This window comes from Bradyrhizobium sp. USDA 223 (assembly GCF_044909005.1).
GTDB lineage: Bacteria > Pseudomonadota > Alphaproteobacteria > Rhizobiales > Xanthobacteraceae > Bradyrhizobium > Bradyrhizobium yuanmingense.
Genome location: NZ_JBIYDR010000001.1, coordinates 7,699,676 through 7,723,456, shown reverse-complemented (window position 1 = coordinate 7,723,456; position 23,781 = coordinate 7,699,676). Strand labels below are relative to the sequence as shown.

The following is a 23,781-nucleotide window of genomic DNA, read 5'->3' as shown; positions in this document are numbered from 1 at the left end:
AAAACCGATGTCCACACCGGCAACTTTTGCGGCCAAACCGGCGTTCGATTGCCTTGGACTCCCGGAACCGAGGTGCTATCCCAGCGCCAACCTTCAGTGGCCGCCAGGCTTCTCCCCGCGCGGGCAACCATCGCCAAGCGCTTCATTTCAGACGGATTTCAGACATGACGCAGGTCGATCACACCCGTATGGCCAACGCGATCCGCGGCATTTCGATGGACGCTGTCGAGAAGGCGAAATCGGGGCATCCCGGCCTGCCGATGGGCGCCGCCGACATCGCCACCGTGCTGTTCACGCAGTTCCTGAAATTCGACGCCACCGCGCCCGCCTGGCCGGACCGCGACCGCTTCGTGCTCTCGGCCGGCCACGGCTCGATGCTGCTCTATTCGCTGCTGTATCTGACCGGCAATTCCGAAATGACGCTGGACCAGATCAAGCAGTTCCGCCAGGTCGACTCGCTCACCCCCGGCCACCCCGAGAACTTCCGCACCAAAGGCATCGAGACCACCACCGGCCCGCTCGGCCAGGGCATCTCGACCGCGGTCGGCATGGCGCTGGCCGAAAAGATGCTCGCCGCCGAATTCGGCAAGAAGATCGTCGACCACCACACCTATGTGCTCGCCTCCGATGGCGACCTGATGGAAGGCGTGTCGCAGGAAGCGATCGCGATGGCCGGGCACTGGAAGCTCAACAAGCTGATCGTGCTCTACGACGACAACGGCATCTCGATCGACGGCCCGACCTCGATCTCCGATTCCGTCGACCAGGTGAAGCGCTTCAAGTCGGCGGGCTGGGCCGCCGAAAAGATCGACGGCCATGACCAGGCTGCGATCGCCGACGCCATCACGCGCGCGAAGAAATCCAATAAGCCGACGCTGATCGCCTGCCGCACCACCATCGGCTTCGGCGCGCCGCACAAGCAAGGCACCTCGAAGGTGCACGGCGAAGCACTCGGCGCCGACGAGCTCAAGGCCGCCAAGGAAAATCTCGGCATTTCGCTTGAGCCGTTCGCGGTCGCCGACGACGTGCTGAAGGCATGGCGCGCTGCCGGCAGCCGCGGCGCCGCGGCACGGCAGGAATGGGAAGCCCGGCTCGGTGAGCTCGGCAGCCGGAAGCGCGCCGAGTTCGAGCGCCGCCTGCGCCATGAGCGTCCGGCTTCGCTGGCAAAGGCGCTGAAGGCGCACAAGAAGGAGCTGCTGGAGAAGCCGCTGACGGCTGCCACGCGCAAATCCTCGGAGGCAGCGATCGAGGCGATCGCAGCCGCAATGCCGATGGAATTTTTGGCAGGCTCGGCCGACCTCACCGGCTCCAACAACAACAAGGCGAAGTCGGCGACCGCCTTCTCGGCCAAGACGCCGAAGGGCCGCTTCATCCATTACGGCATCCGCGAGCACGGCATGGCCGCCGCGATGAACGGCATTTTCCTGCACGGCGGCTTTGCGCCGAATGGCGCGACCTTCCTCGTGTTCACCGATTATGCGCGTCCGGCGATGCGCCTTGCCGCGCTGATGGGCGCCGGCGTCGTCTACGTGATGACCCACGATTCCATCGGCCTCGGCGAAGACGGCCCGACCCATCAGCCGGTCGAGCATCTCGCCGCGCTCAGAGCCATTCCCAACATGCGCGTATTCCGTCCCTGCGATGCCATCGAGGTCGCCGAGTGCTGGGAGCTCGCGCTCAACCGCGTCGACGGCCCGACCGTGCTGGCGCTGACGCGCCAGAACCTGCCGCAGCTGCGGACCACGGCACCGAACGACAATCCTTGCGCCGTCGGTGCCTACGAACTGGTCGCCGCCCAGGGCGAAGCCAAGGCGACGCTGTTCGCCTCCGGCTCCGAGGTCGAGATCGCGGTCGCGGCCCAGAAGCAGCTGGCGGAACGCGGCGTCGCCTCGCGCGTTGTCTCCGTTCCCTCGCTCGAGCTGTTGTTAGCGCAACCAGAGGCCAAGCGCGCCGCCATCATCGGCAACGCGCCGGTCAAGATCGCGATCGAGGCCGCCGTGCGCTGGGGCTGGGATGCCGTGATCGGCCAGGATGGCGAATTCATCGGCATGCATTCGTTCGGCGAAAGCGGCCCTGCCAAGGAGCTTTACAAGCATTTCGGCATTACCGCCGAGGCCGCGGTTAACGCTGTGCTGAAGCGCGTTTCCTGAGAGTTGAGCTTGCCGCAAAAAAGGACTACCTAATCTCCCATATGATCAAGCACCGCCCGGCCGAACCGGGCGCCCGCCCCTAAAAAACCTCGCAGGCGTGCAAAGCGCGTTGTGCGGGATGACAACGGTCATTGAAGGAGACGAAACATGGCAGTCCGCGTCGGAATTAACGGTTTTGGCCGCATCGGCCGCAACGTCCTGCGGGCTATCGCCGAGTCAGGCCGCAAGGATATCGAGGTCGTCGGCATCAACGACCTCGGCCCGGTCGAGACCAACGCCCATCTCCTCCGCTTCGACAGCGTCCACGGCCGCTTTCCCGGCACCGTCACCGTCGACGGCGACTCCATCAACCTCGGCAACGGCAAGATCAAGGTGACCGCCGAGCGCGATCCCTCGAAGCTGCCCTGGAAGGATCTCGGCGTCGACATCGCGGTGGAATGCACCGGCATCTTCACCTCGAAGGACAAGGCTAGCGCGCACCTGACGGCCGGCGCCAAGCGCGTGCTGGTCTCCGCGCCCGCCGACGGCGCCGACGCCACCATCGTTTACGGCGTCAACCACGACACGCTGACCAAGGACCACCTCGTCGTCTCCAACGGCAGCTGCACCACCAACTGCCTCGCCCCGGTCGCCAAGGTGCTGAACGATCTCGTCGGCATCGAGACCGGCTTCATGACCACGATCCACGCCTATACCGGCGACCAGCCGACGCTGGACACGTTGCACAAGGATCTGTACCGCGGCCGCGCCGCGGCGATGTCGATGATTCCGACCTCGACCGGCGCTGCGAAGGCGATCGGCCTCGTGCTGCCCGAGCTGAAAGGCAAGCTCGACGGCGTCGCGATCCGCGTGCCGACCCCGAACGTCTCGGTCGTCGACCTCAAGATCGTCGCCAAGCGCGCAACCGACGCCAAGGAAGTCAACGCGGCGATGAAACGCGCCAGCGAGCAGCAGCTCAAGGGCATCCTCGGCTACACGAGCGCGCCCAACGTTTCGATCGACTTCAACCACGACCCGCACTCCTCGACCTTCCACGAGGACCAGACCAAGGTGCAGAACGGCACGCTGGTGCGCGTGATGTCCTGGTACGACAACGAGTGGGGCTTCTCGAACCGCATGGCGGACACCGCCGTTGCGATGGCGAAGGTGATCTGACCAGAGTCTCGTGTCCCGGACGCGGTGCAGCGCGCTTGCGCTGCTCCGCAGGGCCGGGACCCATCTTAACCGCGGGGCTCGCCGTGACGTGGGTCCCGGTTCAGCGCAGCGGCGCCCTGCGCCGCAGCGCGCCCGGGACAAGGAAGCGTGAGATGACGAACAAATTCCGCACCCTCGACGACGTCGACGTGAAGGGCAAGCGCGTGCTGCTGCGCGTCGACCTCAACGTGCCCATGGAGAGCGGGCGCGTCACCGACGCCACCCGGCTCGAGCGCGTTGCACCGACCATCACCGAGCTCGCCGACAAGGGCGGCAAGGTCATCCTGCTCGCGCATTTCGGCCGCCCGAAGGGACGCGATGCCAAGGACTCGCTGAGGCCCGTCGCGGAGGCGCTGGCGAAGGTGGTGAAGAAGCCCGTCGCGTTTGCCGAGGATTGCATCGGCGAGCCCGCGGCCAAGGCCGTCGCCGGCTTGAAGGATGGCGACATCCTGTGCCTGGAAAACACCCGCTTCCACAAAGAGGAAGAAAAGAACGATCCCGCCTTCGTCGCGGAACTCGCGAAGCTCGGCGACATCTGGGTCAATGACGCGTTCTCGGCCGCGCACCGCGCCCACGCCTCGACCGAAGGCCTCGGCCACAAGCTGCCGGCCTATGCCGGCCGCACCATGCAGGCCGAGCTGGACGCGCTGGAGAAGGCGCTGGGCTCGCCGAGCAAGCCCGTCATCGCCATCATCGGCGGCGCCAAGGTCTCGACCAAGATCGACCTGCTGGAAAACCTCGTCACCAAGGTCGACGCGCTCGTGATCGGCGGCGGCATGGCCAACACCTTCCTGCACGCGCAGGGCGTTGCGGTCGGCAAGTCGCTGGCCGAGAAGGATCTCGCCGCGACCGCGCTACGCATCATGGAGAAGGCGGAAGCCGCCAATTGCGCCATCATCCTGCCGGTGGACGCAACGGTTGCCTATCATTTCCAGGCCAACGCGCCCTCGCATGCCTATGGGCTCGACGCGATCCCGGCCGACGGCATGATCCTCGACGTCGGCCCGCAATCGATCGCGCGCGTCCATGCCGCGATCGACGATGCCGCGACGCTGGTCTGGAACGGCCCGCTGGGCGCGTTCGAGATGCAGCCGTTCGACCGCGGCACGGTCGCGGCGGCCAAGCATGCCGCCGAGCGCACCAAGGCCAAGAAGCTGATCTCGATCGCGGGCGGCGGCGACACCGTCGCGGCGCTCAACCAGGCCCATGTGGCCGGAGACTTCACCTATGTGTCGACCGCCGGTGGCGCGTTCCTTGAATGGATGGAAGGCAAACCCCTGCCCGGCGTTGAAGTTTCTGCGTAGCAAGTAATCAAGCGGCCTTTGAGGCCCCAACGGGAGACAAAGACAGATGGCTCGGATCACGTTACGTCAATTGCTCGACCACGCGGCGGAGAACGATTACGGCGTACCGGCCTTCAACATCAACAACATGGAGCAGGCGCTGGCCATCATGGACGCGGCCAACCAGGTCGACGCGCCCGTCATCATTCAGGCCTCGCGCGGCGCGCGCTCCTACGCCAACGACGTCATGCTCAAGCACATGATGGACGCGGTGACCGAGATCTATCCGCACATTCCGGTCTGCGTGCATCTCGACCACGGCAACGAGCCGGCGACCTGCATGACCGCGATCCAGGCCGGCTTCACCTCGGTGATGATGGACGGCTCGCTCAAGGCCGACGGCAAGACCCCCGGCGACTGGGGCTACAATGTCGGCGTCACCAAGACCGTGACCGACATGGCCCATCTCGGCGGCATCTCGGTGGAAGGCGAGCTCGGGGTGCTCGGTTCACTCGAAACCGGCATGGGCGACAAGGAAGACGGCCACGGCGCCGAAGGCAAGCTCAGCCACGACCAGCTGCTGACCAATCCGGACGAAGCCGTGAAGTTCGTGCAGGAGACCAAGGTCGACGCGCTCGCGATCGCGATGGGGACGTCTCACGGCGCTTACAAATTCACCCGCAAGCCCGACGGCGACATCCTCGCCATGAACGTGATCGAGGAGATCCACCGCAAGCTGCCGAACACGCATCTCGTCATGCACGGCTCCTCCTCGGTGCCGCAGGACCTGCAAGACATCATCAATGCCTATGGCGGCAAGATGAAGCCGACCTGGGGCGTGCCGGTGGCCGAGATCCAACGCGGCATCAAGAACGGCGTGCGCAAGATCAACATCGACACCGACAACCGCATGGCGATGACCGGCCAGATCCGGAAAGTTCTCAAGGACAACCCGGAAGAGTTCGATCCGCGCAAGTACCTGAAGCCGGCGATGGAAGCCATGACCAAGCTGTGCAAGCAGCGCCTGCAGGAGTTCAACACCGCAGGCCAGGCCTCCAAGATCAAGAAGGTGCTGACCACCGCCGAGATGGCCAAGCGCTACGCCAAGGGCGAGCTGGATCCGAAGGTGGCGTAAGCGATCCCCGCGTCGCGTAAGCGATCGCGAGGTTGCGTGATCTCTCCTCCCTCTCCCCGTTCTTACGGGGAGAGGGTCGGGGTGAGGGGCTCTCTCCGCGAGTTGTGCCCTATCGACAGACTTGTACCCCCTCACCCGGATTTTACGCGTTGCGTAAAATCCGACCTCTCCCCGCAAGCGGGGGCGAGGTGAAGGTCCGCCCAGCCCGGCCAGCCATTTTACCCAACAGACCTCCCCGACCCCCTGCGACGAACGATAACTCGGCAATTGCCCGAGAACGGTCTATTTTCACGGGCAAGGGCAGAATCGTTTTGGGAGGACCTCTCGATGAATCTGACTGAGCTCAACAAGATCGCGACCGCCATGGTCGCGCCGGGCAAGGGCATCCTTGCCGCCGATGAATCCTCCGGCACCATCAAGAAGCGTTTTGACGCCATCGGCGTGGAATCGACCGAGGAGAACCGCCGCGACTATCGCGAGATGCTGTTCCGAGCCAAGGACGCCATGAGCCAGTACATCTCCGGCGTGATCCTCTATGACGAGACGATCTGGCAGAATGCCAAGGACGGCACGCCGCTGGTCAAGCTGATCGAGCAGGCCGGCGCCATTCCCGGCATCAAGGTCGACGAAGGCACGCAGGCCTTGCCGATGTGTCCCGGAGAGCTCGTCACGGTCGGGCTCGACAGGCTCGCCGAGCGGTTGAAGAAATATTACGAGCGCGGCGCGCGCTTTGCCAAATGGCGCGCGGTGATCGACATCGGCAGCGGCATTCCCTCGATGACGGCGATCAGCGTCAATGCCCACGTGCTGGCGCGCTACGCCGCGCTGTGCCAGGCCGCGCAGATCGTGCCGATCGTCGAGCCGGAGGTGCTGATGGACGGCGACCACGACATCGAGCGCTGCTACGAGGTGACGAGCCGCGTGCTCAACAAGACCTTCCAGGAACTGCGCGTGCAGCGCGTGGCGCTGGAAGGCATGGTGCTGAAGCCGAACATGGCGATATCAGGCAAGAAATGTCCGAAGCAGGGCTCAGTCGAGGAGGTCGCGGAGAAGACGATACGGCTGCTGAAGGCCTGCGTGCCGGCGGCGGTGCCCGGCATCGCCTTCCTGTCCGGCGGCCAGTCGGACGAAGAGGCGACCGCGCATCTCAACGCCATGCACAAGCTTGGGCCGCTGCCCTGGGGCCTGACCTTCTCCTACGGCCGCGCGCTGCAGGCCGCGCCGCAGAAGGCCTGGTCGGGCAAGCCTGAGAACGTCGCGGCCGGCCAGCGCGCCTTCAGTCATCGCGCCCGCATGAACGGCCTCGCCTCCAAGGGCGAATGGCAAAGCAGCTTGGAACAGAAGGCAGCCTAGACCTTGTCGAACAAACCGCCTCCGCCGCGCCCGGCGCCGCGTCTCTATCTCGCGACGCCCGTCGTCGATGATCCCGCGACGCTGGTCGCCGAGCTGCCGGGGCTGATCGCGTCCGCCGACATTGCCGCCGTGCTGCTGCGGCTGAAGGAGACCGATCAGCGCAGCATGATCTCGCGCGTCAAGGCATTGGCGCCGCCGGTGCAGAAGGCGGGCGCGGCACTCCTCGTCGACGGCCATCCTGATATCGTCGCGCGCGGCGGCGCCGACGGCGCGCACCTGCCCGGCATCGCCGCGCTGAAGGAGGCGCTGCCGTCGCTCAAGCCAGATCGCATCGCCGGTGTCGGCGGGCTGACGACGCGGCACCATTCCATGGATGCGGGCGAGATGGGCGCGGATTACGTGCTGTTCGGCGAGCCCGATGCGAAAGGCCAGCGGCCGTCGTCGCAGGCGATCGCCGAGCGGCTCGACTGGTGGGCCGAGCTGTTCGAGCCGCCTTGCGTCGGCTTTGCTACCACGCTGGACGAGGCCTACGATTTCGCCGCCAGCGGCGCCGATTTCGTGCTGGTCGGCGACTTCATCTGGGCCGATCCGCGCGGGCCCAAGGCCGCACTGATCGAGGTCGATGCCGCGATCAAGAAGGCCCATGCGACGGCGCTGGCCGGCCAGGATCCTGCGGGCCAGGAGCACGGCCAGCGCCCGACATGAAGCTCCCGTGCATCACCATGCTGGCCACGCTGCTGCTGACAGTGCCCGCGGCCGCGCAGCTGCAGATCACCCCGCCGGCGACGACGCCGAGCGCACCGGCAGAGAAGCAGAAGCCAAAGCCGCCCGCACCTGCCAAGAAGAAGGAGGCGGCGCCGGCGCCGAAGCCTACGGCATCTCCCAAGCCGTCCGCTTCGCCCAAGCCGGCAACCGTGATCCCCGCGCCGCCGTCCGACGATCCCAACGTCGACCTCGTGTTCGGCGCCTATCAGCGCGGCCAGTACAAGACCGCGTTCGAGCTCGCCACCGTGCGCGCGCAAGCCGGCGATGCCAAGGCGATGACCATGCTCGGCGAGCTCTATTCCAACGCCATGGGCATCCGGCGCGATTACGCCAAGGCGGCCGAATGGTACAAGCGCGCCGCCGATGCCGGCGATCGCGAGGCGATGTTCGCGCTCGCCATGCTGCGCATCTCCGGCCGCGGCGGCCCGGTCGACAAAAACGAGGCGGTCAGGCTGATGGCCTCGGCTGCCAAGCTCGGCGAGCCCAAGGCGGCCTATAACCTCGCTCTGCTCTACCTGGACGGCCAGACGCTGCCGCAGGACGTCCGGCGTTCGGCGGAACTGCTGCGCCAGGCCGCCGATGCAGGCCTGCCCGAAGCGCAATACGCGCTCGCGACCTTCTACAAGGAAGGCACCGGTGTGCCGAAGGACCCCGAACGCGCGGTGCGGCTGCTTCAGGCCGCCGCGATCGCCGACAATGTCGATGCCGAGGTCGAATATGCCATCGCGATGTTCAACGGCACCGGCACGCCGAAGAACCAGCCGGCAGCCGTCGCCCTGCTTCGCAAGGCCTCCCGCCAGGGCAGCGCGATCGCGCAGAACCGGCTGGCCTGGGTGCTGATCAACGGCGTCGGCACGCCCGTGGACAAGATCGAAGGCTTCAAATGGCACCTGGTGGCCAAGACGGCTGGCAAGGGCGACCCCGAGCTCGACAAGCAGCTTTCCGATCTGCCGGCGGATGAGCGCGCCAAGGCCGAGGCCGCCGCCAGGAAGTGGCTCGGGTCCAAATGACTTGACGCGGGGCCCCTCACGGGGCACCCAATCCCCCAAACAGGCGCGTTTCCGCGCCCCTCCCCCCGATCAAGACCAAAAAGCATATGCTGTATTCCGCCACTATCAACGTCATGGTCAAGGCGGCGCGCCGCGCCGGCCGCAGCCTCAAGCGCGATCTCGGCGAGATCGAGCATCTCCAGGTCTCGCTGAAGGGGCCCGCCAATTTCGTTTCGCTCGCCGACAAGCGCGCCGAGGAGATCCTCTACCAGGACCTCGCCAAGGCCCGGCCCGGCTACGGCTTCATCGGCGAAGAGGGCGGCACCCGCGAGGGCACCGACAAGAGCCACACCTGGATCGTCGATCCCTTGGACGGCACCACCAACTTCCTGCACGGCATCCCGCAATTTGCGATCTCGATCGGGCTCGCGCGCGAGGGCACCGTGATCGCGGGCGTGATCTACAATCCCGCCAATGACGAGCTCTACATCGCCGAGCGCGGCAAGGGCGCCTTCCTCAACGACCAGCGCCTGCGCGTCGCCGGCCGCCGCCAGCTGAGCGAATGCGTGGTGGCCTGCGGCCTGCCCCATATCGGCCGCGGCGACCACGAGGAATTCCGCCGCGAGATGACCGCGATCCAGGACCGCGTCGCCGGCTTGCGCCGTTTCGGCGCCGCCTCGCTCGATCTCGCCTTCGTCGCGGCCGGCCGGCTTGACGGGTATTGGGAGCGGAATTTGTCGCCCTGGGACATCGCGGCCGGGCAGATCATGGTGAAGGAAGCCGGCGGCACGGTGAGCGATATCGCGACCCCGGGGGATCCGCTGATCACCGGGCATGTGGTGTGCGGCAACGAGTACGTGCACGGGGAGCTGGTGAAGATTTTGCGGAAACCGGCGTAAGGCGGAAGCTCGCACTCCACATTCCCCGTCATTCCGGGGCGCGCCTCTTGGCGCGAGCTCGGAATCCATTCATCGACCGTGAACGCGGCCCGATGGATTCCGGGCTCGTGCTTCGCACGCCCCGGAATGACAGAGAGAAGCGTCAGTGGCCGGTGTGCGCCCGCGCCGGCCGGCCATGCGCTTCAGCGTCCCGCGCCGGCGCCGGCTCGCGATCCCCCGCCAGCACGCGCTGCACCGAGACGAAGAACACCGGCACCATCAAGAGCGCCAGGATCACCACGGCGATCATGCCGCCCATCACCACGCTGCCGAGCGCCTGCTGGCTGGCGCCGCCGGCGCCGTGGGCGATGGCCATCGGCAGCACGCCACAGATGAAGGCAAGGCCGGTCATCAAAATCGGGCGGAAGCGCAGGCGGCAGGCTTCGATGGTGGCTTCGACCAGCGGCTTGCCTTCTTTCCGCAGATCTTTCGCGAACTCGATGATCAGGATCGCGTCCTTTGCGGCGAGGCCGATGATCGTGATCAGGCCGACGGTGAAATAGACGTCGTTGGGCAGGCCGCGCAGCATAGCGGCAGTGACCGCGCCGACGATGCCGAGCGGCACGGTGAGCAGCACCGCGAGCGGAATGGTCCAGCTCTCGTAGAGCGCGGCGAGGCACAGGAACACCACGAACACCGACAGGGCGAGCAGGAACGGCGCCTGCGAGCCCGACAGCTTCTCCTGCAGCGACTGTCCGGTCCATTCATAGCCGAAACCGCGCGGCAATCGGTCGGCGAGCCGCTCCATCTCGGCGATCGCATCGCCCGAGGTGAAGCCGGGCCTGGCCTCGCCGGAGATGCGCACCGCCGGATAATAGTTGAAGCCGGCGATCTGCGTCGGGCCGCGCGCCCATTCGATCGTGGTGAAGGACGAGAGCGGCACCAGCTGGCCGCGGCTGTTCTTGACGTTGTAGTTGAGGATGTCCTCGGCCCGCATGCGGTCGCGCGCGTCCGCCTGCACCACGACGCGCTGCATGCGGCCGCGGTTCGGGAAGTCGTTGATGTAGTTCGAGCCGAGATTGGTCGAAATGGTGTTGTTGATGTCCTCGAAGGTGACGCCGAACGCGCCGGCCTTCTCGCGGTCGATCATGAGATTGACCACGCCCGCCTCGGGCAGGCCTTCGATATAGACCTTCTGCAGCACCGGGCTGGCATTGGCCTCCGCGATCAGCTGGTCGGCGGCGCGCATCAATTGCTGATAGCCCTTCTGGCCGCGATCCTGGAGGCGGAACGAGAAGCCGGAGGAGTTGCCGAGATTGTCGATCGGCGGCGGCTGCAGCGCCGAGATTTTTGCGTCGCGGATCGACGAGCCCAGGTCGCGGTTGACGTCGTTGACGATCGCGGCAGCGGAGTCCTTCGGCCCGCGCTCCGACCAGTCCTTCAGCGTGATGAAGGCCTGGGCGGTGTTCATGCCCTGGCCGGAGAAGCTGAAGCCGGTGAGGAAGGTGACGTTGTCGACGCCCGGCCGCGCGGCGAGATATTTTTCGACCTTCTCGATCACGGCCTCGGTGCGGGCATAGGACGAATCCGACGGCGTCTGCACGTCCGTGGTGATGAAGCCCTGGTCGTCGACGGGCAGGAAGCCGCCGGGCAGGTTGACGAAGGCCCAGGACAGGCCGACCAGCAGCGCGGCATAGACCAGCATCAAGCGGCCGGTGCGATTCAGCGAAAAGCCGACGGTGCGCGAATAGCGTTCCTTGACGCCTTCGAGCATGCGGTTGAACCAGCCGAACACGAAGTTGGTCGAATGACCGTGCCCCTTTGCCACAGGCTTCAACAGCGTCGCGCACAGCGCCGGCGTCAACGACAGCGCCAGGAAGGCGGAGAAGCCGATCGCGGCGACCATGGTGACGGAGAACTGGCGATAGATGATGCCGACCGAGCCCGGGAAGAACGCCATCGGCACGAACACCGCCATCAGCACCAGCGTGATGCCGATGATGGCGCCGGTGATCTGCGACATGGCTTTCCGCGTCGCTTCCTTCGGCGGCAGGCCTTCCTCGGCCATGATGCGCTCGACGTTCTCGACCACGACGATGGCGTCGTCGACGAGGATGCCGACCGCGAGGACCATGCCGAACATCGAGAGCATGTTGATGGAATAGCCGGCGAGCAGCAGCGTGGAGCAGGCGCCCAGCAACGCCACCGGGACCACGATGGTCGGAATGATGGTGTAGCGGATGTTCTGCAGGAACAAGAACATCACCACGAACACCAGCACCACGGCTTCGACCAGCGTCGTCAGCACCTTCTCGATCGAGGCCTCGACCACAGGCGTGATGTTGTAGGGGATCTCGTAGGTGATGTTGGCCGGGAAGAAGCGCGACAGCTCCTTCATCTTCGCTTCGACCGCGCTGGCGGTCGCCAGCGCATTGCCGGTCGGCGACATCAGGACCGACAGGCCCGCCGTCGGCTTGCCGTCGAGGCGCGTGTTGAACTGGTAGCTGAGGCCGCCGACCTCGACGCGCGCGACATCGCGCAGGCGCACGGTCGAACCGTCGGCATTGGCACGCAGGATGATGGCGCCGAACTCGTCCGGCGAGGAGAGCTGGCCCTTGACCAGCACCAGCGCAGAGGTGCGCTGGTTCGAGGTCGACGGCTCGGCGCCGATGCTGCCGGAAGCGACCTGCGCGTTCTGCGCGGTGATGGCCTTGTTGACGTCGTCGGCGGTCAGGCCATAGCCGACCAGCTTGGCCGGATCGACCCAGACACGAAGCGAGCGCTCGGTCGAGTACAGTGTGGCGCGGCCGACGCCGGGAATGCGGCGGATCTCGCCGAGCACGTTGCGGATCATGAAGTCGCCGAGGCCGACTTCATCCAGGCTGCCGTCGGTCGAGTTCAGCGTGATGATCTGCAGCACTGCGCTCGAGGCCTCCTCGATCAGGATGCCCTGCTGCATCACCGCGCGCGGCAGGCGCGCCTCGACGCGCTTGATGCGGTTCTGGACCTCGACCGAGGCGGCACTGGTGTCGGTGCCCGGCTGGAAGTTGGCGATGATCTCGACCTGGCCGAGCGAGTCGCTGGTCGATTCGAAATTGAGGATGTTGGCGGCGCCGTTGAGCTCCTCCTCGATCAGCCGCGTGACGCTGTTGTAGAGGTTTTCCGGCGAGGCGCCGGGATAGCTGGTCGAGACCGAGATCGAGGGCGGCGCGATGATCGGATATTGCGCGATCGGCAGCAGCGGCACCGCGATCGCGCCGATCAAGCAGATGAACAGCGCGACCACCCAGGCGAAGATCGGCCTGTCGATGAAGAAACTCGGCATTGGCCGTTTTATCCTCGTTGTTCGGTTAGACCCTCATGGTGAGGAGCGCGGAACGCGCGCTCCGGACGATGCCGCGCATCGCCGCGAGAACCATGAAGGCCCGGCTCTCTCCCGCGGCCATCCTTCGAGACGCCCGCTTGCAGCGGGCTCCTCAGGTTAAGGACGACACTTGCTGCGCGGAGCGTTACCGCGTGAGCTGCTGAGCGTGCCGGTTGTCTGCGGTCGCTTCCGCCTCCGACCAGGATTGCGGCTTGACCTTGTCGCCGGCCGCGAATTTCTGGAAGCCTTCGACCACGACCTTGTCGCCGGACTTCAGGCCTTCGGTGATGAACCAGAGGCCGTCCTGCACCGAGCCGGTGCGCACCGGCTGCACCGCGATGTGATTGTCGTCCTTGACGACGAACACCTCGCTGCCGCCGCCGCCATTGCGCTGGATCGCCTGCTGCGGCACCGCGATCGCGTCGGAATCGAGACCCTGGTCGATGCGGACCCGGACATACATGCCCGGGAGCAGCTCGCGCTTGGGATTGGGGAACTCGCCGCGCAACGTCACCTGCCCGGTGTGGGCGTCGACCTTGGCGTCGGAGAACAGCAGCTTGCCGTCGAGCGAATAGATGGTGTTGTCGTCGAGCACGAGGCGCACCTTGGCGGCATCGGCGGCGATGCGATCGAGGTCGCCGGTCTCGAAGGCGCGGCGGAGCTGGTTGAGCTCGGTCACCGACTGGGTGAAGTCGGCATAGATCGGATCGAGCTGCTGGATGGTGGCGAGATTGGTCTCGTTCTGCACGGCGAGCGCGCCCTCGCTGACGAGGGCCGCGCCGACCACGCCGTCGATCGGCGCACGCACGGTGGCGTAGTCGAGATTAAGCCTGGCCCGCGCGAGCTCGGCCTTGCGGCCCTCGACCTCGGCATGGGCCTGGCGTTCGGCCGCAATCGCCTTCTCGTTCTCGGCTTCGGGGGCGGCGCGATCCCTGGTCAAGGTGGCGATACGATGCGCCTGCTGCTTGGCCTGCGCCAATGCCGCTTCGGCCTTGGCCAGCGCGGCCTCGTTGGCCATGACCTCGACCTCGAACGGGCGCGGATCGATGCGGTAGAGCGGATCGCCGGCCCTGACCTCGCTGCCCTGGCGGAACAGGCGCTCGACCACGATGCCGGACACGCGCGGCCGCACGTCGGAGACCCGGGTCGGGGCGATGCGGCCCGGCAGCTCGCGCACTACGGCGCGCGGCTGCGGCTTGACGATAACGATGCTGACGTCAGGGGCAGGCGGCTGGGCGGCGGACACCGCGGAACTGGATTCCTCGCAAGCACCCAGCAGCGGCGCAAGGGCCGCGAGCATCATTGCAACGCATGCCGATCGCGCTCGAATTCCAAACATGAAGTGGGATGCCCCGATTGTTGAAACTGATCATGCTCGCGCGAAGCCCGTTCTGGACCTTTTGCACGCGGCTGATGCCGCCAAGATAGAATGCATCTGCTGCGATGCAACGCATGGCGCGGGCGGCTCATTGTCACACAGCTTATCCTGTTGAAATCAGAGATCTTTTGCGGTGTAACTTGATTGTGAATCTAAGTTCCACCGCCGCGTGTGCGGCCGAACATCGCAATTACTCGGCGGCCTTCATCCGGTAATGGCTGACGCCCCATTCCGTTCCGTCGGCGTGACCGAACAGGCCCGAGGTCCCGAGCAGGAACCAGCGCCAGCGGCGCATCCAGAGAGCGGTCTCCTCGTCGTGGACCCTGCGCAAGGAGACTTCGATGGGGTCGCGATGCGCATCGAAATTGGCCAGCCAGTCGTCGGCGGTGCGCTGGTAGTGCGTGCCGCTCCAGCACCATTCCTTCTCGATGGCAAAGATATCGTCGAACTGCCTGACGAGGTGATGGCTCGGCATCAGCCCGCCCGTGTAGACGTATTGCGCGATCCAGTCGTCGCGATCGGCCGGGTCAGGCAGATGCGAGCCGGACCGGTGGGTGACGACGTGCATGAAGAACCGCCCCTCCGGCGCGAGCCATGACCGCGCGCGTGTCATCAGCTTGCGCCAGTTGCACATCCGCTCGAACATCTCGACCGAGACGATCCGGTCGAACTGGCCCTCGGGCGCGAACACGTTCATGTCGGCCGTGACCACGCGCAGATTCAGCAGTCCGCGCCGCCGCGCCTCCTCCTCGACATACGCACGCTGAGCCTGTGAGGCCGCGACCGCCGTCACCGTCGCGTGCGGAAACTGCCGTGCCACCCACAGCGCCAGCGAGCCCCAGCCACAGCCAAGCTCCAGGATGGCCTGGCCGTCGGCCAGGCCGGCATGCTCGACGGTCTGGCGCAGCGCCTCCTCCTCCGCCTCCCGCAAGGTGGTCGCGTCGGTCTTGTAGAAGCAGGAGGAGAATTTACGTTTGGGGCCGAGCAAGTCGGCGAAGAAGGCCGCGGGCACCTCGTCATGGCCCGCTGCCGCGCCCTCGGCGATCGGCCGTAGCATCATCCGCCCAGCGAAGGCGGCATCGTCGCCGGGGCCGAGCCCGGACAGGCGCGTCGCCATGCGGGAGCACAGGCGCTGGATCGCGGCGCGGACCACCACGTCCGGCAGCGGCACGCGCTCGGCAGTCCCGATGATCGCGGAAACGACGCTCATGCGCCCCCCGAATGGCGAACTTCTGCAGAGACTTGGCTATCAAAGCGCCGCTTCCGGTCCGGGTTCCCGAGCTGTCCCCGAAATCGGCGCATCCGGCGCTTTTTTTGGGCCGGCGCTGTGCCATAGTGCGCGCCGCAAGCAAGCTTTACGTAACGGATGATACCGGCATGCGGTCTGGCACTTCCCGATCCACCATGGACATCGAGTACACCAAACTGTCCTCGCCCAGCGTCTTCCTGGTGCGGATGCTGGTCTTCCTGGTGCTGTGCACGCTGGTGAGCGTGGTGCTCTACAAGCAGATCGTCCAGGCCTTCTTCGCCAATCCCGGGCTCAACGCCCTGATCGGGGGGGTGCTGTTCATCGGCATCATCCTGGCCTTCCGCCAGGTCATCCGGCTCTATCCCGAAGTCTCCTGGGTCAACAATTTCCGCGTCGCCGATCCCGGCCTGGCGCCGGCCCGCCACCCCAAGCTGCTGGCGCCGATGGCTGCGATCCTCGGCGGGGAGCGTTCGGGGCGGATGACCATCACCCAGACCACGATGCGGCACCTGCTCGATTCGATCGCGACCCGCCTGGACGAGGCCCGCGACATCTCCCGCTACATGACCGGCCTCTTGGTCTTCCTCGGCCTGCTCGGCACCTTCTGGGGCCTGATCGAGACGGTGGGCTCGGTGGGCAAGGTGATCGACGGGCTCAAGGTCGGGAGCGATTCCGGGGCGCTGTTCGACACGCTGAAGGAAGGCCTCGCCGCCCCGCTCGGCGGCATGGGCATCTCCTTCTCCAGCTCGCTGTTCGGCCTTGCCGGCTCGCTGATCCTCGGCTTCCTCGATCTGCAATCGAGCCAGGCGCAGAACCGCTTCTACACCGATCTCGAGGACTGGCTCGCCACCACAGTGCGCGAGTATGGCAACGGCGAGGCGCCTGTCGCGACCGGCGGCGGCGTCGCCAGCGGCGAGCTTCAGGCCGCGGTCGAACGGCTGCGGTCCGTGCTCGAGGAAGGCAGCGCCGGCCGCGGCACCACCGCGGCGATGGCGAGCCTTGCCGAAGCCATCCAGGCGCTGGTCTCGCACATGCGCACCGAGCAGCAGATGATCCGCGAATGGGCCGACGGCCAGGGCGAGCAGAATCGCGAGATCCGCCGCCTGCTGGAGCGGATCGCGCGCCAGCCCGAGAAGAGTTGAGGGCTCGCCGAACCATCGTGCCCCGGACGCAGCGCAGCACGTAGTGATGCGCTGCTGAGCCGGGGCCCAGAGAAACGAGGAATGGGTCCCGGCTCTGCGCAGCAGCGTTGCACGCTGCACCGCGTCCGGGACACGAGAGCAGAAGCGGAGAACTAAATGGCCCTTGCCCGCGCCCGCCGCAGCGAAGGCGGTCTCAACTACTGGCCCGGCTTCGTCGACGCGCTGTCGACGCTGGTGCTGTCGATCGTGTTCCTGCTGTCGGTGTTCCTCGTGGTGCAGTTCTTCCTGTCGCAGGAGGTCACCGGCAAGGACAAGGCGCTGGAGCAGCTCAACGCCAAGATCGCCCAGCTCAACGAGCTGTTGTCGCTGGAGAAGCTCGGCAAGCTCACCCTCGACGACCAGGTCTCGTCGCTGAAAGCCGGGCTCGCCTCGGCCGAATCCGAGCGCGACCGCATCAAGGGCCTCTATGACGGCTTGGCTGCCGCCGGCAACGACGCGCAAGGCAAGACCGCCGAGCTCGGCAAGGCGCTGGACTCCGAGAAGGCGGTCTCGGCGCGGGCGCTGGCGCAGATCGAGGTGCTGAACCAGCAGATCAGCGCGCTGCGCCGGCAATTGGCGGCGCTGGAGGAGGCGCTCGATGCCTCCGAGAAGCGCGACAAGGAATCGCAAAACCGCATCGCCGACCTCGGCTCTCGCCTCAACGTCGCCCTGGCGCAGCGCGTGCAGGAATTGTCGCGCTACCGCTCGGAATTCTTCGGCCGCCTGCGCGCCATCCTCGGCAACCGCCCCGACATCCGCATCGTCGGCGACCGCTTCGTGTTTCAGTCCGAAGTGTTCTTCGACACGGGACAAGCGGTGCTGCTGCCCGAGGGCCGCGCCGAGCTCGACACCTTGGCAGCGGCGCTGATCGAGCTCGACAAGAAGATCCCGAGCGACATCCCCTGGGTGCTGCGCGTCGACGGCCATACCGATTTGCGGCCGGTGAGCGGCGCGAACTTCAAGTCGAACTGGGACCTGTCCGCAGCGCGCTCGATCTCGGTGGTGCAATATCTGGTTTCGCTCGGCGTGCCCGCCCAGCGCCTCGTCGCGGCCGGCTTCGGCGAATTTCAGCCGCTCGATACCGGCAACACGGAAGAGGCCTACAAGCGCAACCGCCGCATCGAGCTGAAGCTGACGGAGCGGTAGTGGTGAGGGACACACGACCTCAACGTCATGGCCGGGCTTGTCCCGGCCATCCACGATCTTTGGCCCGCCGCGACAGAAAGGCGTGGATGCCCGGGACAAGCCCGGGCATGACGACCTTCGTAAAATGAGCGCGCTCCACCTCCGCCTTTACCGACCCGAAGACGAAGCCGTCGCGATCGATCTCTGGCATCGCACCTGGCAGCAGGCCTATCCGCAGATCGACTTCGCCGCACGGCTCGAATGGTGGCGCGAGCGCTGGCTGAGGGATCTGGTGCCGAAGGCCCAGATCGTGGTGGCGGAGCAGGACGGCGCGCTGGTCGGTTTCGTCACCATCGACGGCGAAGGCTATCTCGACCAGCTCGTCGTCGATCCCGCGCACTGGGGCTCCGACGCGGCAAGGCTGCTGGTGGACGAGGCCAAGCGCCTGTCGCCCTCGGGCGTCACGCTGCTCGTCAACAAGGACAATGCCCGCGCGATCCGCTTCTACGAGCGCAACGGCTTCGCCCATGCGGGCGACGATGTGAACCCCACCTCGGGGCGGCCGGTGTTGAAGATGGTGTGGCGGGCGTAATCGCCAAACGCAAACTGAGCTGTCATCACCCGCGAAGGCGGGTAATCCAGTATTCCAGAGACGGCAGTGATCGAACCGAGACGCCGCGGCGTACTGGATTCCCCGCCTTCGCGGGGAATGACACCGTGATTGGGACGGCAATCGAGGACCTCACGCCGCTCTGCCCCTCACGCGCCCTCGAATTGCAGCCGCGCCAGCCGCGCATAGAGCCCGTTCGCCGCGACGAGCTCGGCATGCGTGCCCTGCTCGACGATCCGGCCCTGGTCCATCACCAGGATGCGATCGCAGGAGAGCACGGTGGCGAGGCGGTGGGCGATGACGAGCGTGGTACGGTGGCGCATCAGCTCTTCCAGCGCGGTCTGCACAAGCGTCTCGCTTTCGGCGTCGAGTGCCGAGGTGGCTTCGTCCAGCAGCAACAGTGGCGCATCGCGCAGGATGGCGCGTGCGATCGCAATGCGCTGGCGCTGGCCGCCGGATAGCGTCACGCCGCGCTCGCCGAGCGCGGTCTCGAAACCTTCGGGCAGGCGGCGGATGAATTCGGCGGCATGGGCGAGCTCGGCAGCGCGCTCGACCTCGGCATCGGTCGCATCGGGCCGGCCGAAGCGGATGTTCTCGCGGGCGCTCGCGGCGAACACCACGGATTCCTGCGGCACCAGAGCGATGCGCGCGCGGAAGCCGCCCGGGGCGGCGGACTTGACCGGCACGCCGTCGAGCGAGATCGTCCCGCTGCGCGGATCGTAGAAGCGCAGCAGCAGATGAAAGATGGTGCTCTTGCCGGCGCCGGAGGGACCGACGATCGCGACCTTCTCGCCAGGGCGCACGGTGAACGACACCGCGTCGAGCACCTTGACGTCGGACCGCGCCGGATAGGCGAAGCTGACCCGATCGAAGCCGACCTCGCCGCGCGCGGGCACCGGCAGCGCAAGCGGCGTCGCAGGCGCGGTGATCTCGGGCTCGACGTGGAGGATCTCGAACAGGCGCTCGGCCGCGCCCGATGCTGCCGAGACCTCGCCCCAGACCTCGCTGAGCTGGCCGAGGCCCGCTGCCGCGAACACGGCATACAGCACGAACTGGCCAAGCCGGCCCGGCGTGATCGCGCCGGTGAGCACGTCATGCGAGCCGATCCAGAGGATCGCGACCACGCTTGCGAACACGATGAAGATGATGATCGCCGTCAGCACGGCGCGGGCCTGGGTCGAGGTGCGCGCGGCTTCATAGGCCTGCTCGACCTCGCCGCCGAAACGCTTCTCGGCAAATTGCTCGCTGGTATAGGCCTGCACGGTGCGGATCGCGCCGACCAATTCGCCGGCATAGGCGGAGGCATCGGCGAGCGTATCCTGCGCATTACGCGACAGGCGCCGCACCCAGCGCCCGAACGCCACCAGCGGCAGCACGATCAAAGGGATGGCCAGCAGCACGAAGCCCGACAGCTTCGGGCTCGTGATCACCATCATCGCCGTCGCGCCCAGGAACATCATCAGATTGCGCAGCGCGATCGAGACGGAGGCGCCGACGGCCGATTTCAGCTGGGTGGTGTCGGCAGTGAGGCGCGAGATCAATTCGCCGCTGCGGGCGGAATCGAAGAAGGCGGGAGAGAGCGACAAGAGATGGGCGAAGACGTCGCGCCGGAGATCGGCGACGATGCGTTCGCCGATCGTCATCACGAGGTAGTAGCGCGCGGCGCTGGCGATCGCGAGCACGGCGACGACCGCGAGCATGACCGAGAAGTAGCTGTTGATCAGCTCGATGCCCTCGGGCGTCAGGCCGAAATCGATCATCCGGCGCACCGCGACCGGCACCAGCAGCGTGGTCAACGCCGCGATCGTGAGTGCGACGAAGGCCAGCGCCGCCCGGCCGCGATAGCGGATCACATAAGGCGCGAGCGCGAGCAGCGGCCGCAACTTGGCGCGGCCCTTGGCCGGCGCTTCGATCAGCTCGGCCTCGATTGAGGGAGTGTCTGCGGCGTTCATTGCGGGCCGTTCGACATCGTGGTCATCCAGCCGTTCCACTGCGCTCATGAGATCCGACCCGTTGCATTGATCTGCTCCCAATAGGCCGGTGCAGGAGTAGTGGCAAATCCGGGAAGTCCCTTAAGGGCAAACCCGGTCCAGCGCGCCGGCATGGCTTGTTTTGCGGGGTTTCGTGAGGTATAGAGCCGCCCAAATCCGTCATTCGCGAGCCACCCAAGAAGGCGCCGGAGCGCCGAGGAATTGCCATGAAAGCCGAAATTCACCCGAATTATCATACGATTAAGGTCGTCATGACCGACGGAACCGAGTACCTGACCCGCTCGACCTGGGGCAAGGAAGGCGACACGCTGAACCTCGACATCGATCCGAAGTCGCACCCGGCCTGGACCGGCGGCTCCGCCCAGATCATGGACCGCGGCGGCCGCGTCTCGCGCTTCCAGAAGAAGTTTTCGGGCTTCCTCAAGAAGGATTGAGCCGGCCGCAAGGCTGGAGACGAAAACGCCCCCGGGAGACCGGGGGCGTTTTTGTTTTTGGGCCACCGTCATTGCGAGGAGCGCTTGCGACGAAGCAATCCAGACTGCCCCTGCGGGGGATTCTGGATTGCTTCGCTTCGCTCGCAATGACGGCAGATAGACTTACCGCTCGAACGCGGCCTTCAGCGCGTTGAGGTGCGGCACCAGCGGGTTGCCGATCGTGGCCTGCTCGGCCGGCGGGGTGTGGATCGTGCTGTCGAGGCGGCGGACGCGCGTCTGCAGGCTCATCGAGCGATGGATCAGGTCCTGAAGCTGCGCGGGCAGCTTCTCGATCGTGTCGGCGGGACCGGGATCGGCGGCGGTGAGCTTGACCTTGGTCTTCTCGCGATTGGCCTGGCTCAGCGTCATCTCGCCTTCCTTGACCGCGCGGTGCAGCAGCAGCCAGGAGGCGAGCTGCATCAGGCGCGTCGTGAGGCGCATGCTCTCGGTCGCATAGGTGAGGCTGACGGCGCGGTCGAGCGCCTTGGCCTCGACGCGGCCGGCGCCGTCGAGATAGGCGGCGGTCTCCTCGACGAGGTCCATGCCCTCACGGAACAAATTGCCGAACGCCGCAGAATTGGTGAATCGCTCACTGAGCTGAACGAGCGCGCCGTCGGCCTGCAAACGTTCCATGGTTAACGCCTCTTACGCAACTGTTTGACTGCCCGGCTTTAGCGCCGGCTTATGATGAACAAATCATTGCGCGGGCGGGACGCGGAGTCCAGTGACAAGCGCGGATATGGTTTCCGCGGGTCAATCCTTTCAAATGCAACCGGGATGAGAGGCCCAAACCGGTCAAGTGAACGCAAAAAAGAGCCGCCGGAGACCGGCGGCTTTGAAAGTTGATAACAGGGAGGCGTCAAACAGAGTGGACAGGAGCCACTCGGTGTCCAAACGAGGACAGTTCCAGTCATAAACCCGAAAGCTTAATCTGAAGTAAACGAGCTAATTTTTTCAGAGTTCATTAGTCATGTGAGCCAGTGGCCGAGTGTGCTGCGGGAACAGACGTCTCCGTCGTCATTCCGGGGCGCGACGAAGTCGCGAGCCCGGAATCCATAACCACGAGCGGATGGAACGGCCCGGCTCTCTTAGCGCGCCCTTTTGCAGAGCCTGTGATTATGGATTTCCGGGCTCGGCGCTGACGCGCCGCCCCGGAATGACGAGACGGAGAAAGTCCGGCCCACGCGTCCGGGACGACAGTCGCTGTGTGGCGACTGCTACGACTTGAAAATACTGTTCGCCGCATCGCGCGAGGCGCGCTTTTTGGCGGCGGCTTCTTCCAGTCTTGCGATCTCGGTCTTGAGCAGCGCCACGCGCTCGGTCAGTTCCTCCACTGACAAAAGTGAGAGGTCCTGCCCAATTTCATGACTGATCTTCTTGCGCGGGCGGTCGTCGTCTTCGATCGGCATCGTCGTTCCTCCTCTCCGTCCGCGGGTCGGACCACATGGCTGAGGCGGTTGCCAGCCTGCACCGCGCTGGCTAAGCAAGGGCCTCGTTTCCCCCCGCACTTTTGCTCAAGGACACATCATGGACAAGCTGCCCGCGCAAATGACCGTGGTCGCCATCTCCAAGCCCGGCGGGCCGGAGGTGCTGGTGCCGGAGCAACGCAGTGTTCCGCAGCCCGGGCCCGACGAGATCCTGGTCAAAGTCGAAGCTGCCGGCGTCAACCGGCCCGACGTGGCGCAGCGCTCCGGCGCCTATCCGCCGCCGCCCGGCGCCAGCGACCTGCCCGGCCTCGAGATATCAGGCGAAGTCGTCGCGGTCGGCAGCAACGCCAAGCGGCACAAGGTCGGCGACAAGGTGATGTCGCTGGTCGCCGGCGGCGGCTATGCGCAGTACTGCATCGCCCAGGACGCCCAGGCGATGAGTGTGCCGCCGGCGCTGTCGATGAAGGAAGCCGGCGCGCTGCCGGAAACACTGATGACGGTCTGGCACAATGTGTTCGAGCGCGGCGGCCTCAAGGCCGGCGAGACGCTGCTGATCCATGGCGGCTCGTCCGGCATCGGCACCATGGCCATTCAGCTCGCCAAAGCCTTCGGTGCGAAAGTGTTCGTCACCGTGGGATCGCAGGACAAGATCGACGCCTGCCTCAAACTGGGGGCCGACCGCGCCATCAACTACAAGACCGAAGATTTCGTCGCCGTGGTGAAGGCGGAGACCAACAACGTTGGCGTCAACCTGATCCTCGACATGGTCGCCGGAGAATATGTCGATCGCAACTATGATGCCGCCGCGGTCGACGGCCGCATCGTCCAGATCGCGACCCTCAACGGCCCCAAGGTCAGCGTCAACATCGCCAAGGTGATGGTCAAGCGCCTGACCCATACCGGCTCGACCTTGCGCCCCCGTAGTAATGCGGACAAGGCGGCGATGGTGGCCGCGATCGAGCAGAAAGTGATGCCGCTTTTGCGCGAAGGCCGCGTCAAGCCGGTGATGGACAGCACTTTCCCGCTGGAAAAGGCGGCAGACGCCCACCGGCGCATGGAAACGAGCGCACATATTGGCAAAATTGTGTTGGAGGCCTAGGCCGCTGGCCCACAGGGCAAGCCGGAAACCCTTTGATTTTCCTCGCTTTCGTGGCATCTATCGCGACGCACCGAACCATATCGGTCCGGTCTGAATCGTCTTCTAGATTTGCCTTGCACTGACGAGTTTGCGTCGAA

Annotated in this window: 19 protein-coding genes; 13 read left to right on the top strand and 6 right to left on the bottom strand. The window is 65.9% G+C overall.

All coding sequences use genetic code 11. The features are described 5' to 3' along the window. Positions 1–164 precede the first annotated feature (164 nt). From tkt to ABIA40_RS35900, 8 genes are all read left to right on the top strand, one after another. The gene (gene tkt / locus ABIA40_RS35935; RefSeq protein WP_404545940.1) at positions 165–2,150 is read left to right on the top strand and encodes a transketolase; all 1,986 of its coding nucleotides are present in this window, start codon (positions 165–167) and stop codon (positions 2,148–2,150) included. A 147-nt stretch (positions 2,151–2,297) separates the two neighbouring features. Further along, the gene (gap, locus tag ABIA40_RS35930; protein ID WP_404545938.1) at positions 2,298–3,305 is read left to right on the top strand and encodes a type I glyceraldehyde-3-phosphate dehydrogenase; all 1,008 of its coding nucleotides are present in this window, start codon (positions 2,298–2,300) and stop codon (positions 3,303–3,305) included. Between the two features lie 152 nt (positions 3,306–3,457). Further along, positions 3,458–4,648: a phosphoglycerate kinase gene (locus ABIA40_RS35925; protein ID WP_404545936.1), complete on the top strand. Its 1,191-nt coding sequence runs from the start codon at positions 3,458–3,460 to the stop codon at positions 4,646–4,648. Positions 4,649–4,694: 46 nt separating this feature from the next. Then, positions 4,695–5,762 carry a class II fructose-bisphosphate aldolase gene (fba, locus tag ABIA40_RS35920; protein WP_025034030.1) on the top strand — a complete coding sequence of 356 codons (1,068 nt, stop codon included), beginning with the start codon at positions 4,695–4,697 and terminating at the stop codon, positions 5,760–5,762. 327 nt (positions 5,763–6,089) lie between these two features. Next, positions 6,090–7,115 carry a class I fructose-bisphosphate aldolase gene (locus tag ABIA40_RS35915; RefSeq protein WP_271542874.1) on the top strand — a complete coding sequence of 342 codons (1,026 nt, stop codon included), beginning with the start codon at positions 6,090–6,092 and terminating at the stop codon, positions 7,113–7,115. A 3-nt stretch (positions 7,116–7,118) separates the two neighbouring features. Further along, positions 7,119–7,820: a thiamine phosphate synthase gene (locus ABIA40_RS35910; RefSeq protein WP_275497987.1), complete on the top strand. Its 702-nt coding sequence runs from the start codon at positions 7,119–7,121 to the stop codon at positions 7,818–7,820. Further along, positions 7,817–8,890 (top strand): tetratricopeptide repeat protein, encoded by a 1,074-nt coding sequence (locus tag ABIA40_RS35905; protein ID WP_271542872.1) that lies wholly within the window; start codon positions 7,817–7,819, stop codon positions 8,888–8,890. Before ABIA40_RS35910 ends, ABIA40_RS35905 begins: the two co-directional genes overlap by 4 nt. 86 nt (positions 8,891–8,976) lie before the next feature. Next, complete coding sequence (locus ABIA40_RS35900; protein ID WP_157283741.1) at positions 8,977–9,768, top strand: inositol monophosphatase family protein; 792 nt, start codon at positions 8,977–8,979, stop codon at positions 9,766–9,768. 142 nt (positions 9,769–9,910) lie between these two features. On the opposite strand, the gene ABIA40_RS35895 is transcribed toward ABIA40_RS35900, so the two are convergent. From ABIA40_RS35895 to ABIA40_RS35885, 3 genes are all read right to left on the bottom strand, one after another. After that, complete coding sequence (locus ABIA40_RS35895) at positions 9,911–13,072, bottom strand: multidrug efflux RND transporter permease subunit (RefSeq protein ID WP_157283740.1); 3,162 nt, start codon at positions 13,070–13,072, stop codon at positions 9,911–9,913. Between the two features lie 184 nt (positions 13,073–13,256). Next, entirely contained in the window at positions 13,257–14,450 is a 1,194-nt protein-coding gene (locus tag ABIA40_RS35890) for an efflux RND transporter periplasmic adaptor subunit (RefSeq protein WP_157283739.1), read from the bottom strand. A gap of 229 nt (positions 14,451–14,679) precedes the next feature. Beyond that, the gene (locus ABIA40_RS35885) at positions 14,680–15,699 is read right to left on the bottom strand and encodes an SAM-dependent methyltransferase (RefSeq protein WP_404545932.1); all 1,020 of its coding nucleotides are present in this window, start codon (positions 15,697–15,699) and stop codon (positions 14,680–14,682) included. Between the two features lie 167 nt (positions 15,700–15,866). Between ABIA40_RS35885 and ABIA40_RS35880 the strand changes: the two genes are divergently transcribed. The 3 genes from ABIA40_RS35880 (at position 15,867) to ABIA40_RS35870 (ending at position 18,636) form a co-directional block, all read left to right on the top strand. Further along, positions 15,867–16,880 (top strand): hypothetical protein, encoded by a 1,014-nt coding sequence (locus tag ABIA40_RS35880; protein ID WP_036021706.1) that lies wholly within the window; start codon positions 15,867–15,869, stop codon positions 16,878–16,880. Positions 16,881–17,036: 156 nt separating this feature from the next. Beyond that, on the top strand, positions 17,037–18,065 hold the full coding sequence (locus tag ABIA40_RS35875; protein WP_128264247.1) for a peptidoglycan -binding protein: 1,029 nt from the start codon (positions 17,037–17,039) through the stop codon (positions 18,063–18,065). Positions 18,066–18,189: 124 nt separating this feature from the next. Further along, the gene (locus ABIA40_RS35870; protein WP_404545929.1) at positions 18,190–18,636 is read left to right on the top strand and encodes a GNAT family N-acetyltransferase; all 447 of its coding nucleotides are present in this window, start codon (positions 18,190–18,192) and stop codon (positions 18,634–18,636) included. A gap of 167 nt (positions 18,637–18,803) precedes the next feature. Here the strand turns inward: ABIA40_RS35870 and ABIA40_RS35865 are convergent, their stop codons facing one another. Further along, the gene (locus tag ABIA40_RS35865) at positions 18,804–20,654 is read right to left on the bottom strand and encodes an ABC transporter ATP-binding protein/permease (RefSeq protein ID WP_404545927.1); all 1,851 of its coding nucleotides are present in this window, start codon (positions 20,652–20,654) and stop codon (positions 18,804–18,806) included. Between the two features lie 197 nt (positions 20,655–20,851). Between ABIA40_RS35865 and rpmE the strand changes: the two genes are divergently transcribed. Next, positions 20,852–21,079, top strand: coding sequence for a 50S ribosomal protein L31 (gene rpmE / locus ABIA40_RS35860; RefSeq protein ID WP_027573780.1), 228 nt, complete (start codon positions 20,852–20,854; stop codon positions 21,077–21,079). 162 nt (positions 21,080–21,241) lie between these two features. Here the strand turns inward: rpmE and ABIA40_RS35855 are convergent, their stop codons facing one another. Together ABIA40_RS35855 and ABIA40_RS35850 are read right to left on the bottom strand one after the other, a co-directional pair. Beyond that, positions 21,242–21,751, bottom strand: a complete 510-nt coding sequence (locus tag ABIA40_RS35855) for a DUF1465 family protein (protein WP_035998279.1) — start codon at positions 21,749–21,751, stop codon at positions 21,242–21,244. Positions 21,752–22,335: 584 nt separating this feature from the next. Continuing rightward, positions 22,336–22,527, bottom strand: coding sequence for a DUF1192 domain-containing protein (locus ABIA40_RS35850; RefSeq protein ID WP_035998277.1), 192 nt, complete (start codon positions 22,525–22,527; stop codon positions 22,336–22,338). A 118-nt stretch (positions 22,528–22,645) separates the two neighbouring features. On the opposite strand from ABIA40_RS35850, the gene ABIA40_RS35845 reads away from it, so the two are divergent. Continuing rightward, positions 22,646–23,644: an NAD(P)H-quinone oxidoreductase gene (locus ABIA40_RS35845; RefSeq protein WP_157283734.1), complete on the top strand. Its 999-nt coding sequence runs from the start codon at positions 22,646–22,648 to the stop codon at positions 23,642–23,644. Positions 23,645–23,781 lie beyond the last annotated feature (137 nt).